The sequence below is a fragment of the Streptomyces sp. NPDC017448 genome, assembly GCF_044330565.1.
GTDB lineage: Bacteria > Actinomycetota > Actinomycetes > Streptomycetales > Streptomycetaceae > Streptomyces.
The window spans coordinates 108,997-125,061 of record NZ_JBIRLM010000002.1 but is presented as its reverse complement, the minus strand read 5'-3'; the positions used below and the strand labels follow the sequence as shown (position 1 = coordinate 125,061).

Here is a 16,065-nt window from a genome sequence, read left to right as displayed (position 1 = left end):
CTTACAACCACCTATAGCCCCGACCAAGGTGGCCGGGGCTAGGTGTAACTATTTCGCTGAGGTAGCGTCGGAGAGCCAGCTGTCGAACTGTTCGTCCCAGTCCGGGTTCCAGCCAGCCCAGCCTCGGCCGGTGGAGATCAGGATGGCCAGCGGCTGAGACCAGGTGAGGGCGATGAGCCCAGCTGCCTGTGAAGCACGCGACTTCCGGGCAGCTCTTTCCCAGGAACGCCACTGCTTGATGATGAGGAGCTTGGCGTCGATATCGGCATCGCTGCCGAAGCCGCGCCGCTGCTCCAGGGCGTGCTCGAACCACTCGACCATCTCACGCTGGCGTCTGGTGTACGGGTGCTCGTCGGTCACTTCAATCCTCTCCTTCTCATCGGGTCTCTACGCTGTGACTCGACAGAGACCACAGTAGTGATGGGGTCGGCGTCCTCGGGAAGTTCTCCGAGGCCGACCCAGGTGGGCATGACCCAGCGGGTGATCGTCTGGGTACGGTCCTGCGGCCGACCCGGGCCGACCCGGTACTTGTGGAAGTGGCCTGCCCGCTGGTGTGCGGCCCGACGAATACCTGTCGGTACTCCCGGGCCGCTGATGTCAGTCCCAGCCAGCCTGCGGGCCGCGTGTAGCTTCGGCCCCATGCGCCAGCCGACCTCAACGAAGAACGGGTCACGCCCTGATGCCCGGCTGGCCTTCCGCTTGACCGGCTTGGACACCGGCACCTCGACGGCGTCCCGGTTGTCGCAGCAGAGGTAGATCAGCAGGGACAGGGCGGGACGCAGCAGTGTCTTGATGAGCTCGCGGACAAGAGCCTGTTCTTGCGCATTCTGAACGGCGTAGCGTCCCTCGACACGGTCCGCTGAAAATTCGACCGCATCCTCGAAGGTGAACGAAGCCAGCGTCGTGGGCACGCTCAACCGGATCAAAGTCTGCCCTGTGACCTCGCCTGTGTCCATGGCGACCAGGTCAATGACGAAGAGCAACCCGAGTGCGTTGATGATCTCGTCATTGGTGAAGGCCAGTTGCGGAGGGTCGTCCTGGTACCCATACACATAAAATCCGCGCACTAGCCCATCCACGTCTCCATGCCGGACTGGCCACGGGTCGGGAAGAACCACGAGCGGATTAATGTGCGGCAGGTGGGCGAAGACGTTCCCCGGCAGCTCGTCGTACGTACTCCGGTACAGCTCAGCGGCCAGCGCCTCGTTGACGTCGTAGGTGACACGGCCTTGTCGGGCCCACATCTTGTACGCGGCCACGTGTCCGGCCCGGTCGATGATGTGCGCGTGCTCCCAGACGTCGTGCTGGGTTTCCACCGGCTTGAAGGGGCGACCCGCGCTCATCAGGTCGAGCGTGGGAAGAACCCACTGATGCTGGGACCGCAGCTCGGCCTCCAGAAGCTGAAACTCCCTGACGAAGACTTCTGTCACGTCGTTCGCCTTGAGAGCGTTGACATGTCGCTGAGGAGCTTTCTGTTTTTTCACAACACCTCCTACCCACAAAAGGCCCGCCCCCCGGAATGGGGGCGGGCCAGGTGGATCAGGTCAGCTCTTGGCGGCGAGGTACAGAGCCTTGATGTCGGCGGGAATCCGGCCGCGCTCGTTGACCGAGTGGCCGTTCTCCTTGGCCCAGGCGCGGATCTCCGCCGTCTCCTTGTTGCCGCTGGCCGAGGGGGCAGTGCGCGTCGCGGTTCCGGCCTGGCCCTTCTTGACCTTACGGCCTGCCTCGATGAAGGGCTTGAGGGCCTTCTCCAGCTTGGCCCGGTTCGCGGGGCTCAGGTCGATCTCGTACATCTTGCCGTTGAGGGAGAAGGTCTCCGTGGTGATGTCCTCGCCCTCCTTCTGGGTGAGGTCGTCAATGTGGGTAACGACAACGCGCTGGGCCATGGCAGTGCTCCTTATGGTGTACCGGGTGAATGAGAATAGCACCGGCCTAGGCCGGTGCTTGTCGAATAGTTTCTGGTCTGCTAACGCTGGACGGGGATGATGACCCCATTGAGGTCAAGCTGCTCTCCGCTGGCGTTGACGAAGATCGGCGGGAGCCACTTCACCTTGCTGAGCGCTCGCCCCTTGCCATGCCGGAAGGTATGAAGGTGGGCCTTGCGCACGTGCGGGATCATCTTCCTGCCCGTTCGTACGCCCTCGGCTCGCTCCCGCTCGATCCGTTCGTGTGCGCTCTTGATAGCCGGGCCGATGCGGTACCCCACCTGGTGAAGCTGGACCGGCTTGGGCGGGCGTTGGCCGCCCTTCTTAACGGGCTTCCGACCGACCGGCCGCCGGACTGTGTCCGCCTTGTCAGAACAGACGTAGAGAAGGTGGGCGATGCCGATACCCGCGAGCTGTTCGAGGTAGCTGCGCTTGTCCGCCTCTGTGGCGCTGGACGCCAGAAGGGGTTCCCAGGCGTAGCCCTCCATGATGTCGTCAATCATTTTGCGGATGGTGAAGCTCTTGTTGTCGAGCTCGATGGACACGCGGACGCTGTCGATGTCCTTCACCGCACCCTTGTCGTCAAGGATGTCGCTGATGAACGTGAGCTGGTATTGCCCGGCCTCCTCAGCGTGCGTGCTGCACAAAACCCCGTCCTGACGCCGTCCCGTGACCTGCATGGCGCGCAGTACCGCAGATGCCCCGTCCTTGTGCAGGAACGGGTGACCTTCAGTGAAGACGAACATGGGGTTGGGGTGTGGCAGCTGACGTAGTACCTCGCCAGGGAGCGCGTCGGTGGTGTCCATCTCGATGAGGCTGCGCATGAGCGTGGGGTCGATGTCGTAAACGATTTTCGTGCGGCGCCACATGAGGCGCACAGCGACATCACCCGCACTGATTTTGATCGAGTCTGCGATGGCCTGATTGGGTGCCATCACAGGAGTAGCTAGGGCTTGTCCGTCCACGAGAGCGTGGGCGTACTCAAGAGCGCCGAAGCGTTTGAGCGAGGTCTCCTGCCCCGACCGCAGAACCTCTTCAAGCCAGTCCACGAGCGTCGGAGCAGTGACCGGTGACGGTCGACGGGGCAGTTTCCATGATGCGTTACTCACTGAGCAGGTACACCTTTTCTGCGTTACCGATAGGGGCCCCCTCGGGCCCGGCAATGTAGGGCTCGATGAGCTTGGGCTTGTGGGTTTCCTCGGAGGGGTACCACTGGTTCCGTACGAAGGGACCGACGATGCGCCGATACTTCCAGCGGAATGCCGGTTCTCCGTCCTTCGGCTTCGACGAACGGATCTTCTGACCCAGTTTTACCAGCTGAACGCCAGCCGCGCTCGCCTCCGGGGTAACTCCGTGACGGCGTTCAGCTTTACGTGTCCGAGGTGGAGTCGCCAGCGGTTCACGGGCCGCCATTCTCGACGCCATAAGGTGCCACGTAGCTACGAGCGTCTTAGTCATCTGCTCGACCATGGGAAGAACCTCCCGGTCGCGCTCGATGGCCCTTGGGTTACCTAGACGGTGCCCACTGTTGGCCTGCGCCGTCATCTCCAGGCGATTGTCACTCTCGGCTGTGAACCAATCGATTTCGCGATCCAAGGGGATCAACTGCTCCCGCTCGTACATGAGCGGAGGAGCAATCGAGGCGAATTTCTCTGCCTCCTGAGCACTCATTCTGTTCTTGGCCACAAGATCAGTTCGGTTGGTGAGGAACCAGACGAATACTGAGTCGCCCTGCACCTCCCAAGATGCGGCGACAATTGGCATCTGAGCCTTACGGTCCATCGTGAGAAACCGCTCGTCCAGAATATCTGCCAATACCTCTTGACCCCGTACAAGTACGGGCGGGTAGAACTGTTCTGCGTCCCCGACAGGACTACCCCAGACTAGAAGGCCGCAGTCAGAGGGGATGACTTCGCGAGGCAAGTGGCACTTGGGCATACCAGTTCTGGCTGCCAAGAACGTCATCTCCGATGTCACCGCGTAAAGCCGAGCATTCGCAAGTTTACGCGACTCTCGCCGCGTCATTTCCACGAACGCATCCTGTAGGGGTTTATCCCGCAGGTCGGGCGGGATGTAGTAAAAACTCCCACTGGTGTGACCTCCGAGCCAAGTAGAGGCCCCCAAAGTATCGACCCAACTAATCACCTTGCGCCTCACGTCAGGAAGATCGCGAGGCTTTACAATGGTCATCCATTTCCCCTTTCTTGCGTACCCGGCTGAGGAATCGAACCTCACATGCCCCCAAAACCGGGGCCGGGCGGTGTTAGCTAACGATCACGTTCCGGATGTTCCGGGAACAGGCGATCGTACAGGTTGACGGCGTCATGCCCGTCCTGCTCGTCATCAGGGAAGGGCTGCGGCGCGAGAGCTTCCAACTCGGCAAGCGCGTCCTCCGACTCCGTCAGCGCCTTCCGGGAAATCCTGATAAGCAGGTCGTGATCGTCCGGACCGTACTTTTCTTCGCCGTTAAGGGCCAGGTCGCTGAGTGTTTTCTCCAGCGAACGAATGTGCCCGGTAAGAGCGCCGCCAAGGCGATGAGAGTGCTTCTGCATGTACTGCTCCGCAGCAGCTGCCGAGCCGTTGAACTTACGCCTGGGCAAGTTCTCCATGTTCTCCCCCCAAATAGCCCTGGGCTCATCTGAACCTGCCACCGGGGAAAGGGGAAACAAACCACAGTGGCAGGCCAGATCAGCCCAGGGAGGTGAATGTGCAGCCGCAGACTATGCGGCGTTGTGCTTCTTCACGGCGATCTGGCTCAGCGCGGTTTCCAGATCGTCATGCAATTCCCAGTACTTCCAGACCGTCGCAGTGCTGGTCTGGAAGAGCTGCGCCCATGCCGAGATGGTCTTGGACTGCCCGAAAGCAGTGTACAGGTTCGGTAGCTGCGACTCTTTCTGTTCTGCCGCTTCCACGAAGGACAGAGCGCTGGATTGTTTTGCGGACTCGTCCCGCTCTCGCTGTTCTACCCGCTCACGGGCACGAGCGATGTCCTCAGACGTGATGCTGGGCGGAGGATCATTGGGCCGCTCGTCCAGGATGAGAACGTCGAAGTAGGCCCGTGCCCGCCCTCGAACCCGCCGCTCAGTGACCGCCTTCGGCGCCCAGTTCACCTTGAAGCGCTCCTGGAGACCGAGCTCAGCGAGGATCTTCGGAAGCACCTTGATCAGTGCAGTGGCGTCGTCGTATTTCTCGAACACGCCTGCCGAACGGAAGCTCTGAGTCATCCGTAACTCCCTCGTTCATGCTCCTAGCGCACCCGCCGACCCTGCGACCGAGTGCTGCTGCCTACTGACCTGAGCTTCCCCCAGCCACTTGAATGATTCAAGACTAGACGACTGGGAAGATCGTCTCAGGTCAGTGACAACCGGCATCTAGCACAAGAAACCGAGTGTGGCCTCCAGGTCCGCGACCTCGGTGCTTGCCACCCCCTCCAGAGCATGCCAGTAGCGGAGCGTGTGGTTGATGTCCTTGTGCCCCGCACGGTCCCGCCCGATGCGAACATCACGGGTCAGGAGCAGGACCAACGACACGAAGCTATGCCGGAGGTCATGCGGGTGCAGCTTCCCCGCCAGATGCGGAAGGGCCTCATCACCCAGAGTCCTGATCATCCGCCACACCACGTGACGGCTGATCGCCTTGCCCCGCTCACCGAGGATCAGCGGACCGGACGTGCGCCCGTTGAAGGACGCCAGAAGGGCCCTGTGCGTGCCCTCAGGGATCTCAACCAGGTCCGGCTTGCCGCCCTTACGGACGACCCGAAGCATGACCTTCGGCCCGACCCGCACCAGACCCTCGATGCAGGCATTGCAGAGTTCGGAAACCCGTATCCCCGTCGTCATCAGTGTCGAGACAACGGCGGTGGTACGAACCGGCCGCAACCGGGCCTGGTGCGCCAGCTCCTTGAGGTCCACGAGGTCGAGCCCCGTGTACTGGACATTGTCCCCGACCTTGGGCCGGTCGACCGCCCACTCCGGATTCCGGGTGTGCAGGTTGGAGCGAAGGGCCCACTCGTACATCCCCCCGACCGCTGACATGCGCCGACGGACGGTCGAGTTCTCCCACTCCAGCGTTTCCAGCATGTAGGTCTTCCAGTCGCCTACATGCCATTCCTCGGCCTCATAGAGGTCGATCCCGTGGCCGCTGTCCTCGCTCAGCCACTTCCGGTAGTGCTTAAGGTCCCGGCGATAATTGTCCGCCGTCGTAGCCGTCTTGAGAGACAGGAACTTGGAGACCAACTCATCCTCAGTGAAACGATGAGGAGAGAAATCCACCTGGACCGGACGAGCAAGCTCCACCGGAGATCTGCGCGAGAACAGGTCGATAACCTGCGCAGTCATTTAGCTCCCCTCATTCAGTTGAAGACCTGCGTGCCCGCTGAGGATTCGAACCTCATACCCCCGAATTCGGGGCGGGCTGAGATGCTGTCAGAGCGTGTAGTGCGTCGGGAAGAATCGCTCCATTTCGCGTGGAGTGATCCCGCGTAGCTCGTTGCTCAGGCGCCTGGCTCCACCCAGCGTGCCGACGTGCTGAAGGCCCTGGCCCGATGCGGAGCAGTTCTGAGGGATGAGACCCATGACCGCGATCTCGATGGAGCCGTACAGGGAGAAGACCACCTCAGCCAGCGGGGTGCCCGCCTCGATCTTGCGCAGCCCGCTACGCGCCTCCTGAGACGCCCAGAGCGCTTCCTGGAGCAGCACCCCGTAGTGCCGAACCGCCTGGGCCGCGTCGTAGAGACCCTTGTTGCAGTCCGCCGCGAACTGGGCATGAAGGGCGTCTGCGGCGTCGACGACTTTCTGGAGCCGGTTCGGAAGACTGCGCAGCGCGCCCGCCCACTCCTGAAGGCGGGAATGGGCCTTACGTGCCGACACGAAGGCACTGAAGGTTTCGGTGGCCTCCCATTCGGCCTGGATAAGACAGGTGATCAAGTCCGCCTTTGACGTGCTGGACTTAAAAGGAACTCCCTTCCGCTCCAACGCATCCTGCACCACCTGCTTGCTGTAGGACGAGAACTTTCTGTTCTTCTCGTCGGTGAAGTAGGACAGCTCCCTGTCATAGCAAACTGCCAAGTCTCGGAAACGGTCTTGGAGGCGCGGAGCCTCGCTCAGGAGGCTCTCCAGGGTCACCACCTGAGCGTGAAGCTCAAATAGCTCTGCCGAACCGAACGGAAATCTTGCCACTGCATTCCCCTTTCCAGCTGCCCCTACCTACGGGACATGGTGCCCACTGAGGATTCGAACCTCATACCTCCGCGTCCGGGGTGGGCTGCCCTTAACCTATCTCTGGGCTTGCTTGATCCTTTTGTGCAGAAATTCCATGCCCATGAGGGCCTGGTGATCACTGGCCTTGAACTTGGTCATGGGGTACTTGAAATCAGGCACAAGTTCAGCGCACCGCAGAGCGAGTTCCTGCTTGACCGGCGCATTACTCGGCAGGTTCAGCCGCATGGCCACCTGCCATTCAGAGATCAGCTTTCTGATCGCGTCAAGGTCAAGATCCTTGTATGACGGCTTGCTCTCCCCCCAAGTCCAGCCCGGAATCTGTTCGAGCATTTCAACCCGAGAAGAGAGCAGACGTCCCTTTCGGTACGCCCTTCTTTGTGTGTTGGCCCAGTGCCCGAGGGGAACCCCATCAGGGGTGACATACCGATTCCGTGGGATCTCGCCCGTGAAATCAATGTACGCCTTGAGCTGGCCGTAGCGCTCCAGCCACGTCTCTGTGACGTTGCGCAGCAGCTGCACCTTGAGGGAGGAGAACAGCCTTTCCTCCAGGTCGGAGTCACTGTTCAGAATGTTGATTCGAGCCGGAAGCTCGACTTCTTTGATCCCTTGCTGCCCCAGTGAAACTCGCGCCGCCGAGAGGTCGGCATCCAGGCGTTCATCGTAGTCACGAAGACTGGTCAGAACTGAGTACACGTGCCGGAACTCGCTGCTTGCCACGACCTGCTCCGCGTTCTCACCTGGAGCCAGGTAGACCGGGAGCACGATGACCGCATCTCGTCCCTTTCCAGGGTGCAGTCTCAGCGCACGCCCGACAGCTTGTGCAATCGCGATCTTGCTGGTTTTAGGGTCTGCGAACACTACTGAGTCGACCGCAGGTACATCCACCCCCTCGGTCAGAACAGCAACATTGGACAGCACCGTGGCGTGCCCGGCAGCGGGACTTGCAAGGCGTTCCAGAGCCTTCCGACGCTGTGCCTGCGGAGTAGTCCCCGAGACTTGAACCGCATCAATCGGGATGGTCCCGACTGTCTGAGCGGCACCGGACAAAGAGCGAGTGAAACTCTCACTTCGCTCAACTCGCCCATGGAACGCGATTATGCGCTCCAGCCCATACTTCTCGACAGCGCGGGCAACCGCGATCTGTGTGGCTACCTGACTTGCCGTCAATCCCTTGGCCCAACGAGCTGACGATTGTTGACTGAGCACTCGATGCACCTCTGCATCGTCCACCACAGCCACAGCCACAGTGAAATCCGACAGAAGCGCCTCGGAAATGGCCGCCCCGAAGGTCAGCTCAAAACACAAGGGCCCGTAAACACCAGCATCGTCCATACTCACGACATCATCGGCACCATCCTCTTCGGAATGGACCCGTGTAGTCGCGGTAAGAAAGAGCCGGAAGTCGGCGGGAATCTTGCTATTGTCAAGCGCTGCGGCGAATTCGCCAGTTGCCTTTCCCGCAGTCCTATGCGCCTCGTCAAGAACGAGAACGTCAAAGGGCTTCATGCCAGGCCGCAGCACGTAAGCCTCCGCAACACGCTGCGCCGAATGATACGTACCGACGATCAACTTCAGACGGTCGGATTTCCCCGAAAGGAAATCAGCGATGTCCTGCGCGTCGGTCGTAGCGATGGAGTCGTCAACAGCAGAGTCCGAGAAGACCAGTAGCCCATCAACGCCACCAGCCACCTCTCGACGCCAGTCCACGAACGTCTGGCGAACCAGTTCCTTGCTAGGAACCAGCACCATGATCGCACCCGTGGAACCCGCACGCTCAATGGCAGCTTCCCGCCCGACAAGCGTCTTGCCGGTACCGCACGCCATGAGCACAAGTGCTCTGTCTGTCTCGACTTGGCGTACCGCCGCCAGGGCATCCAACTGATGAGGCCGTGCCTTCATCTGCTCCCCTCCTTACCCTCGTCTCGTACAACCTAACTTGCAACGAGACCGAGGCGGTGCCCTGCCCGGACGCGAACCGGGAGTCCGCCTGCAAGCGGAACAGGGCGTCCTGCTACTGGTGCTGGATGTCGCTGATGTGCTCGATCTCGCTCAGCACCTCCTGCCACTCAGCGAAGGACGCAGTGGCACTCAGCTCCTCCGGCCGGGCAGAAGCGACGCACACGAGCTCGACCGTCGGCTCTGACACACCTTCGAAGTAGAACCGCTGCACCCCATAGACGCGCAGCGTGCAGGACTCGAAAACGAACTCAGCGCCCGCCTGCGGAGCCCACGACCGCCCCAGCTTGAGACGGAAGGTGAGCGTGTCATGCTTGTTCTCGTGTGAGGAGAACTTGAGCCGAACCTGCTGCACCAGGCCCTCGTCCTGCACCCGCTCCCGAACTCGCTGCTCATGCACGTTGAAGAACGCGTGCACATCGTCAGCGGAGTACCGGTCGCAAAGATCCTGATAGATCTTCTCGTAAGGGATCACGGAGTTCCTCTCACTTACCGCTGCGGCGCGGGCCCTTGCCGTTCGACGAACCCTTCTGGGAACCGCCGTTCTTCGTGCCCTTACCGCTGCCGTTCTTGCCAGCCATAACCTTCTCCCCTTTCAGCAACCCCCGGAAGTCGGGGTGGTGCCCGCTGAGGACTCGAACCTCATGCCCCCGAATTCGGGGCGGGCTGAGATGCTACGGGTTGGCCTCTGCCTGCGTGGTCGTCGGGCCGATGACGGACATCCCGTCCAGCCCCTCCACCAGCACACCCAGAGCTTCCTGAATGGACTCCCACTGGCCGTCACGCTCGGCGGCCGAGTACTCCCGGTCTTCGAGCTGCGACTCCAGCTCCTCCAGACCTTCCTTCACCTCGTCGAACTTCTCCGCGATGACGAGCACAGTGGAGTCCTCTTCCGGGAGGAACGGTTCGAGCGCGGCAACGGCGTCCAGCAGCTTCTCCTGCACGCCGTCGTCGAAGTAGTCCGAGTCGAGCTCACGGGTCTTCTCAGCGAAGGCCGACAGGTTGTCCCGGAGCTCGTTGACCGACTCCGCCCAGCTCTCCAGGGTGTCTCGATCGTTCTCCACGTCAGCGATGGCGTCCAGAACCTTGTCCATGTTCTTCCGGCTGCGCGAGACCTCGGTGAGCTTGCGCATTCCTTCGATGTACACCATGTGCATTCCCCTTTCCTACTGCCTCCGATGTGCGAAGGCATGGTGCTCCGAGCCGGATTTGAACCGACAAGGACTTCCAGTCAAGTCCTCGGAGCGGTGGTGCGTTAGGCGGTCACGTTGTTGAGGCGATCCCGGATTGCTTCCGCCTCCTCATTCGTCGCGACGCGCTCGACCGAGCCGAGCGAAGCCGTCTCACCGTCGGCGTAGCGTGCCCACGCAGCGCTGTCCACCACCAGGAAGTCCTTGCTCTGGTTGGTGTTGCTGTTCGGTCGGATAACAACGAACGTCATGTCTACCCCTTTCAACTGCGCCCCGAATTGGAGAGCATGGCGCCCACTCTAGGTCGCGAACCAGCGCCCGCCCGGAGCGGGGGAGTGGGCTGTGCATCAGTGCAGGCGCACGTACGAGCCGTACTCCACGAGCTCGTTGGTGTACAGGAACTCCAGGTCCCCGGAGATCCTCTTGACCGAGGCCATGGGCAGCGGGCACTCGTCAGCCGGACCCGCCCACAGCGTCTTCGGCGCGTGGGTCGGGTCACCGAAGATATCGGTGATCTCCCACAGCTTGCCCTCAGGAGGTGCCGGATTGACCCCGATGCCGGTGGCGTCCGGGAACGCCTCCTGCACGAGCGCCAGGGACCGGTACCGGACCAACCGCTCCAGCGTGGTCTGCGGGAGGCTGTGACGGCCCTCCTCGACCTCCTGGAGGTACGTGTCCAGGACCGTTCGGTCCGTGACGCGCTCCCAGTGGTAGGACCACCCCCGGCCGCCTTCGTCGGTGGCGTTGCCAATGCTGGCCCAGCCCTTGTTCTCAGTGGACATGGGCGTGAGGTGAACCGCCGACGGCCCGCCCGGCGCGAAGAGTGTTCCCCGGCTGAAGACGATCCGGTCGGGGTCCTCGTGGCTGATCAGGACCGACTCGCGGTGGTGCTCTCCGTCGCAGTCGTGCGCGGTGGCGTTGATTTCATAGCGCCAGAGGCTCACGTGCGGACTGAGCTTGCTCATTCTTTCCTCCCCTTTTCAACTCACCCTTATCGCAAGGGGAGTCTGCGCCTCTCTCCGCCATGACGCGGGTGCCCGACCTAATTGGGGGAGAGGCTGCTTGCTACTTACCGCCCCGCCAGTGAACCAGGCCACCCTCGATAACTTGTCGGACGGTGCAATCTCCGTCCTCGTTGAAGCTGTTCCACTCGAAGTGGAGCCACTCAGCGAACGGACGGGCGCTTTCCGGCGGCAACTCGTTCTCCGACAGTACCCACTCGCGGATCATGACGTGGTCTACTTCCTGCACGCCATCCCGCTCGTCCAGTTCCACGTCACCACACGAGGCAAGGGCATCAGGATTGAGCTTCATATCTCCCCTTTCCACTCACCCGAATTTCGGGGAGTGAGTGCGCCGGGCGGACTCGAACCGCCCTGCGACCGTCAGCGCTTGTTATGCTGCTCCGTCCGGTACTCACGAAGCACGTCCTGCGCGGCTTCCTGCTCAGCCTCGCTCATCTCCGGTTCCAGCGCGGAGTCAAAATAGCGCGCGAACCGCTCACGCGGCTCACCTCCCGCCAGCACGTAGGTACTGCTGATGACCTCGTCCGAATGCTTCCGTTCGAGATACACCCGAGAGCGGACCGTCTTACCCTGGAACTTCATTTCGGGCCGGATAGAGATCCGGCAGTCTTCCGGAGTTTCGAAGAGGCACAGTGCGTGCCACTTCCCAAGAGGGCCGATGATCGCAATGTGATCATCAGCGTCTCCCGCGCAGTCGGCGCACAGTTCGAAGTCGCAGAGCTCCGAGAGGAACTGCTGCGCGGTCTCACCATCGATCTCCTGCGGAATCTCCTTCAGCACGAGGAGCTGGAGCCGCACCCAACTCATCCTCTCGACCCAAACGCCGTTCCGGGCCAGGGCGAGAAGATTCCAGTCACGGTCCCACTCGATGACCAGCCGCTCCGACCCTCGCTGGTAAGCGTCCCGCTGTTGCACCATCCGGCGCCCCTGAATCTCGGGAAACTCCCGCAGCGGAATGAGGATCGAAGCCTCCCAGCCAAAGGCACCAGGAGCAAGCTCCTCAACCTGGGCAGGAGTGAGATGCATCATCTGAATTCCCCTTTCACCACTCCGAATTAACGGGCCGGAGCGTGCCCAGTGCCCACCGTGGCTTTGAACCTACCCGCAACTTCCGGGCGGTGGGCGTTGTTCAGCGCTGTGCGATCAGCTCAGCAATCAGCTTCTCGCGCTCGGCCGGAGTCAGGACGACGTGGGATACCTTGTGCCACCCGGACGTGCCGGTCTGGTGGTTGCCCACGTGAAGGACGGCGTTGCCGGTGTTCGACTTCGCAATGAAGCCGATGACGCCCAGCTCGATGTCGTACGCCTTATCGAGCCCGACGGCGAGACCGAGTGGCAGCGTCACCACCTGCGGCGCGTGTTCGATGATCGCGGGCTCCCAGAGATCGTTCACCGACGCACGCAGGTCGTCGTCGGAGATCTCCTTGGGGGAGCCGTACGTACCCTCCAGGCCGCCCTTGTGGACGGAGCATCCGAGGGATTCGATGACCTCCCAGCCGCCGAGGACGGCCTTCTCGATGAGGAGGTTGTAGCACCCCCACTCGCCGGAGTTCGTCTTCTCCTTGGTCTCGGCCGCCAACTCCTCGACGTCGCTGAACTTTCCGTTGTCGATGTCCTGCTGGCCGCTCTCGTCCAGCGCCACACGGATACGGAAGTCCGTCATGTCATATCCCCTTTCCTACTGCCTCCCTGTTCTGGGAAGCATGGAGCCCCGAGCCGGAGTCGAACCGGATAAGACCCCAACAGGGTCCTCGGGGCTGCACGCCTACAGCTCGTCGTCCTCGTCGGTGCGCGGGAACTCGACGGACGGGTCGAACTTCTCGACCGCGTACTCCAGCTCACGCGCCCGCGACTTCATGAGACGGAGCCACCAGGCGCCGCGCTCCTCGTTCATTCCGCCCAGCCTGCACCCAATGTGCTGCTTGGCCAGCTCCGGCGTGATCTCGACGGGCTTGTTGGTCTCGACGTACTTGAGCAACGGGCCGTCGATGAGCTCCGCGTACAGCCGGATACGGACGAAGAACTCGGACCAGTTGTCGGCGGTGACCTCGTACATACCGAGGTTCATGGCCCACATCTGGAGCGGGAAATTCTGGTTCGTCTCCGGCGTGATGTCCATCGTCGCCATAATCTCTCCCCTTTCCACTCACCCGAATTTCGGGGAGTGAGTGCGCCGGGCGGACTCGAACCGCCCTGCGACCGTCAGCGCAGTACTACGTGGTGCTGTGCAGCCAGGTATCGATGACCCGGATGCCTGTGTCCTTGTGCGTGTACCCCTGACCGTGCGTGTAGGGCTCCGGGATGGCGTGGACCTCCCAGATACCCCGCTCGGACTCGCGGAGCTCCAGGGAGCCCGTACGGCTCCAGCCCGCGTCCAGCGCCCGCCAGTACCAGTCACCGGCGGTCTTCGGGTTGTCCATGTTGAGCACGTGGCGGTCGTTGCCCCACTGCTCGGCCCGGCCGATCTCGGTGTCGTCCTTGGTGACCTTCCACCGAGGACCGGCGTCCGCGAGGACGATGATCTTCGCGTTGAGCACGCTTGGGAAGACCTCACCACCGACCGAAGCCGAAATGATGATCCTGCCCGAGCTGCCGTCGCCGGGAAGCCGAGAGATGAACTTGAACTCCCGCTCCTCGTGCCGGAAGTCCTTCACGCGGGCACCCGGCATGATGACGTGTCCCGTTTCCGTGCTGATGAGAACGGCGACGTCGGGTCCGTACTTCGGCATACCTTTTCCCCTTTCCGCCCGCCCGAATTTCAGGCGAGCAAGCGCCCCGGAACGCATTTGCAACGCTCCTACCGCACCTAGCGGGGCTTCCTATGGACAGGTCTAGATCTCATGCCTCTCGATTCCGGCGGCGTGCAACCGCTCGTTGATGAATCGGGTCTCCAGATCGGGCAGCACGAGAATGTAACGCTTCTCGGGGTCGTCGGAGTGCTCCTTGAGACGCTCCCACTCCTCGTCGGTCAGTTCCTCCGCCCGGTGTTGGGTGAGGTAACTGTCAATGCCGTACCGGTCGAAGTAGGACGGCGTGATGCCGAACCGGCCAGCGAAGGCCAGCAGAGCACGCCCTACGTCGCCGTCGTAGGAAGCAACGAATTCGTCCAGCTTGTCCATAGCCACTTTCCCCTCTCGCATCCGATTTTCGGGGCAATCGGATTAGCCCGGCCCCCGCCCATGCATTGCACATGGGAGCCGCTTGAGTACGGTCGGGGTTTGTTCAGCCTTCGTCGAGGACGTGTTCGTGGACTTCGTCCCAGTCGACGTCTTCGAATTCCTTGCGGCTGATCTTGTGCTGGAAGCCGCGCTGCGTTTCCTGGTCGGCGTGGTAGGCGTTCTCGTTGATGGGCTCGAAGAGAAGGCCCTCCACGTACTCACGGAGATCCTTGGTATTCGAGCTGCGGTTGGCGATACGCCGAGACTCGTTGTACCAGTCCTCCACGTTGTCCAGATGCGAAACCACGTACCAGGTTGCCCAGTTGGCGCATCCGTTGTACTGCTCCGTGCCGCTCATGCTCTCCCCTTTCACTGCTGCGGATATTCACCGCATGGCCCCCGCCCAAGACTCGAACCTGGGTGTATCCGCCTTGACGGATTTCGGGGTGTGCGGTCAGACGCGGACCGCGTGAACCTCGTGGGGGTGAGATCCCTTCTGACCGAACCGGAGTTCGTAATTGCCTCCGGTTTCGTTTGCTTCGTGGCTCCCGTCGTGCGGCCAGAACGTGAAGCGGGCGCACACTTCGGGATCGCTATCGACCGGGGTCCAGCCCTGGATCTTCATCCCGATCCTGTCAGCAAACCCCTTCCAGTGCTCTCGCGCGGCCACGGCCCGGTCCTGCGTGGTCATGTTGTCGAGGCCGTCGAACATCGAGATGCTGAGGTAGTCGAGGCTCTCCGGGCGCTTCGCGCACCCCCGGACGCCGACGCTGAAGACGCCAGCGTCGCCACGCATGTGGCAGTCCTGGCATTCGAACGTCCACTGGGGCTTCGTCGTGAGCCGCTTGACCATGTGACCACCGTGCTCGTCCGGTCCGGGAACGCCCAGTGCTTTCGTCATATCCATTTCCCCTTTCCACTCACCCGAATTTCGAGGAGTGAGCGCCCCATCCCGGAATCGAACCGGGACGAAGGTCAACCAGACCTGAGGCTGCTGTTCAGTTATCAGCGAGTCCACACCGTCTTGTGCAAGTAGGAGTCGTACTTCCCTCCCAGGAAGTCTCGGAGCTGTTCGGTGTTTCGCTGCATCTGCCGGTAGTGGCTGGCGTGGCTCTCCAGTTCCTCCTGGTCGAGGGGCTCGCCGCACTTCAGGAAGTCGCTCACGTAGACGTCCAAGCGGTTGCTGGAGTTCTCGACGTTGACGGCGTCCTGGCAGAGCATCTGGACCACGGACTCGATGTCCGGGTGCCGGTTGAGTCCCTGGTCGACTACCGCACCACTGAAGATCACGCCGGACATGGTCCGTGCGGTCTGGCCGGTGTTGATCCAGAACATGTCTGAAGCGTCGTCAGGGAAGGCCAGCGTGCAGGACCACAGGTCGGCGTAGACCCCGTCCCTGATCCGCAGCCGCCCAACGTTCTGAACGATCATGCGGAGACCATCCTCGACCACACGGGCGTCGACCGTCTTGACGTTCATGCTGTATCCCCTTTGTCGCTGTTGCCTAGGCGGAGCCTAGTAGGAGCCTCTGACAGCCCCTCGCGCCCTGGGTGGGAGTCGCACCCACCGCCCGGTCTCCCGGACTCTCACAG

Annotated in this window: 23 protein-coding genes; all 23 read right to left on the bottom strand. The window is 61.9% G+C overall.

Going from position 1 to position 16,065, the window contains the following annotated elements; translation table 11 throughout:
- Positions 1 to 48: 48 nt before the first annotated feature.
- The gene (locus tag ACH4K1_RS05280; protein WP_398086862.1) at positions 49 to 360 is read right to left on the bottom strand and encodes a hypothetical protein; all 312 of its coding nucleotides are present in this window, start codon (positions 358 to 360) and stop codon (positions 49 to 51) included.
- Positions 357 to 1,484 carry a hypothetical protein gene (locus tag ACH4K1_RS05275; protein WP_398086861.1) on the bottom strand — a complete coding sequence of 376 codons (1,128 nt, stop codon included), beginning with the start codon at positions 1,482 to 1,484 and terminating at the stop codon, positions 357 to 359. Before ACH4K1_RS05275 ends, ACH4K1_RS05280 begins: the two co-directional genes overlap by 4 nt.
- A 60-nt stretch (positions 1,485 to 1,544) precedes the next feature.
- Complete coding sequence (locus ACH4K1_RS05270) at positions 1,545 to 1,886, bottom strand: Lsr2 family protein (RefSeq protein ID WP_398086859.1); 342 nt, start codon at positions 1,884 to 1,886, stop codon at positions 1,545 to 1,547.
- Between the two features lie 80 nt (positions 1,887 to 1,966).
- Complete coding sequence (locus ACH4K1_RS05265) at positions 1,967 to 2,860, bottom strand: hypothetical protein (RefSeq protein WP_398086858.1); 894 nt, start codon at positions 2,858 to 2,860, stop codon at positions 1,967 to 1,969.
- Positions 2,861 to 3,026: 166 nt separating this feature from the next.
- Positions 3,027 to 4,115 (bottom strand): hypothetical protein, encoded by a 1,089-nt coding sequence (locus tag ACH4K1_RS05260; protein WP_398086856.1) that lies wholly within the window; start codon positions 4,113 to 4,115, stop codon positions 3,027 to 3,029.
- A 77-nt stretch (positions 4,116 to 4,192) separates the two neighbouring features.
- Positions 4,193 to 4,534 (bottom strand): hypothetical protein, encoded by a 342-nt coding sequence (locus tag ACH4K1_RS05255; protein ID WP_398086854.1) that lies wholly within the window; start codon positions 4,532 to 4,534, stop codon positions 4,193 to 4,195.
- Positions 4,535 to 4,645: 111 nt separating this feature from the next.
- Complete coding sequence (locus tag ACH4K1_RS05250) at positions 4,646 to 5,149, bottom strand: hypothetical protein (protein WP_398086852.1); 504 nt, start codon at positions 5,147 to 5,149, stop codon at positions 4,646 to 4,648.
- A 147-nt stretch (positions 5,150 to 5,296) separates the two neighbouring features.
- Positions 5,297 to 6,262: a tyrosine-type recombinase/integrase gene (locus ACH4K1_RS05245; protein WP_398086851.1), complete on the bottom strand. Its 966-nt coding sequence runs from the start codon at positions 6,260 to 6,262 to the stop codon at positions 5,297 to 5,299.
- An 87-nt stretch (positions 6,263 to 6,349) separates the two neighbouring features.
- The gene (locus tag ACH4K1_RS05240; protein WP_398086849.1) at positions 6,350 to 7,048 is read right to left on the bottom strand and encodes a hypothetical protein; all 699 of its coding nucleotides are present in this window, start codon (positions 7,046 to 7,048) and stop codon (positions 6,350 to 6,352) included.
- Positions 7,049 to 7,198: 150 nt separating this feature from the next.
- Entirely contained in the window at positions 7,199 to 9,043 is a 1,845-nt protein-coding gene (locus tag ACH4K1_RS05235; protein WP_398086847.1) for a DEAD/DEAH box helicase family protein, read from the bottom strand.
- Positions 9,044 to 9,155: 112 nt separating this feature from the next.
- A complete protein-coding gene (locus tag ACH4K1_RS05230; RefSeq protein WP_398086845.1) occupies positions 9,156 to 9,575 on the bottom strand; it encodes a hypothetical protein in 420 nt (139 codons plus the stop codon).
- A gap of 199 nt (positions 9,576 to 9,774) precedes the next feature.
- Positions 9,775 to 10,251: a hypothetical protein gene (locus ACH4K1_RS05225; protein WP_398086844.1), complete on the bottom strand. Its 477-nt coding sequence runs from the start codon at positions 10,249 to 10,251 to the stop codon at positions 9,775 to 9,777.
- A gap of 104 nt (positions 10,252 to 10,355) precedes the next feature.
- Complete coding sequence (locus tag ACH4K1_RS05220) at positions 10,356 to 10,541, bottom strand: hypothetical protein (RefSeq protein ID WP_398086842.1); 186 nt, start codon at positions 10,539 to 10,541, stop codon at positions 10,356 to 10,358.
- Between the two features lie 96 nt (positions 10,542 to 10,637).
- On the bottom strand, positions 10,638 to 11,255 hold the full coding sequence (locus ACH4K1_RS05215) for a hypothetical protein (protein ID WP_398086840.1): 618 nt from the start codon (positions 11,253 to 11,255) through the stop codon (positions 10,638 to 10,640).
- Positions 11,256 to 11,355: 100 nt separating this feature from the next.
- Positions 11,356 to 11,604 carry a hypothetical protein gene (locus ACH4K1_RS05210; RefSeq protein ID WP_398086838.1) on the bottom strand — a complete coding sequence of 83 codons (249 nt, stop codon included), beginning with the start codon at positions 11,602 to 11,604 and terminating at the stop codon, positions 11,356 to 11,358.
- Positions 11,605 to 11,675: 71 nt separating this feature from the next.
- Positions 11,676 to 12,344: a hypothetical protein gene (locus ACH4K1_RS05205; protein WP_398086837.1), complete on the bottom strand. Its 669-nt coding sequence runs from the start codon at positions 12,342 to 12,344 to the stop codon at positions 11,676 to 11,678.
- 100 nt (positions 12,345 to 12,444) lie between these two features.
- Positions 12,445 to 12,978 (bottom strand): hypothetical protein, encoded by a 534-nt coding sequence (locus ACH4K1_RS05200; protein WP_398086835.1) that lies wholly within the window; start codon positions 12,976 to 12,978, stop codon positions 12,445 to 12,447.
- Positions 12,979 to 13,080: 102 nt separating this feature from the next.
- Positions 13,081 to 13,443 (bottom strand): hypothetical protein, encoded by a 363-nt coding sequence (locus tag ACH4K1_RS05195; RefSeq protein ID WP_398086833.1) that lies wholly within the window; start codon positions 13,441 to 13,443, stop codon positions 13,081 to 13,083.
- Between the two features lie 85 nt (positions 13,444 to 13,528).
- Complete coding sequence (locus ACH4K1_RS05190) at positions 13,529 to 14,044, bottom strand: hypothetical protein (protein ID WP_398086831.1); 516 nt, start codon at positions 14,042 to 14,044, stop codon at positions 13,529 to 13,531.
- A gap of 102 nt (positions 14,045 to 14,146) precedes the next feature.
- On the bottom strand, positions 14,147 to 14,434 hold the full coding sequence (locus tag ACH4K1_RS05185) for a hypothetical protein (protein WP_398086830.1): 288 nt from the start codon (positions 14,432 to 14,434) through the stop codon (positions 14,147 to 14,149).
- A 103-nt stretch (positions 14,435 to 14,537) separates the two neighbouring features.
- Entirely contained in the window at positions 14,538 to 14,780 is a 243-nt protein-coding gene (locus tag ACH4K1_RS05180; protein ID WP_398086828.1) for a hypothetical protein, read from the bottom strand.
- 147 nt (positions 14,781 to 14,927) lie between these two features.
- On the bottom strand, positions 14,928 to 15,374 hold the full coding sequence (locus ACH4K1_RS05175; RefSeq protein WP_398086827.1) for a hypothetical protein: 447 nt from the start codon (positions 15,372 to 15,374) through the stop codon (positions 14,928 to 14,930).
- A 104-nt stretch (positions 15,375 to 15,478) separates the two neighbouring features.
- Positions 15,479 to 15,904, bottom strand: a complete 426-nt coding sequence (locus ACH4K1_RS05170) for a hypothetical protein (RefSeq protein WP_398086825.1) — start codon at positions 15,902 to 15,904, stop codon at positions 15,479 to 15,481.
- Positions 15,905 to 16,065: the final 161 nt, after the last annotated feature.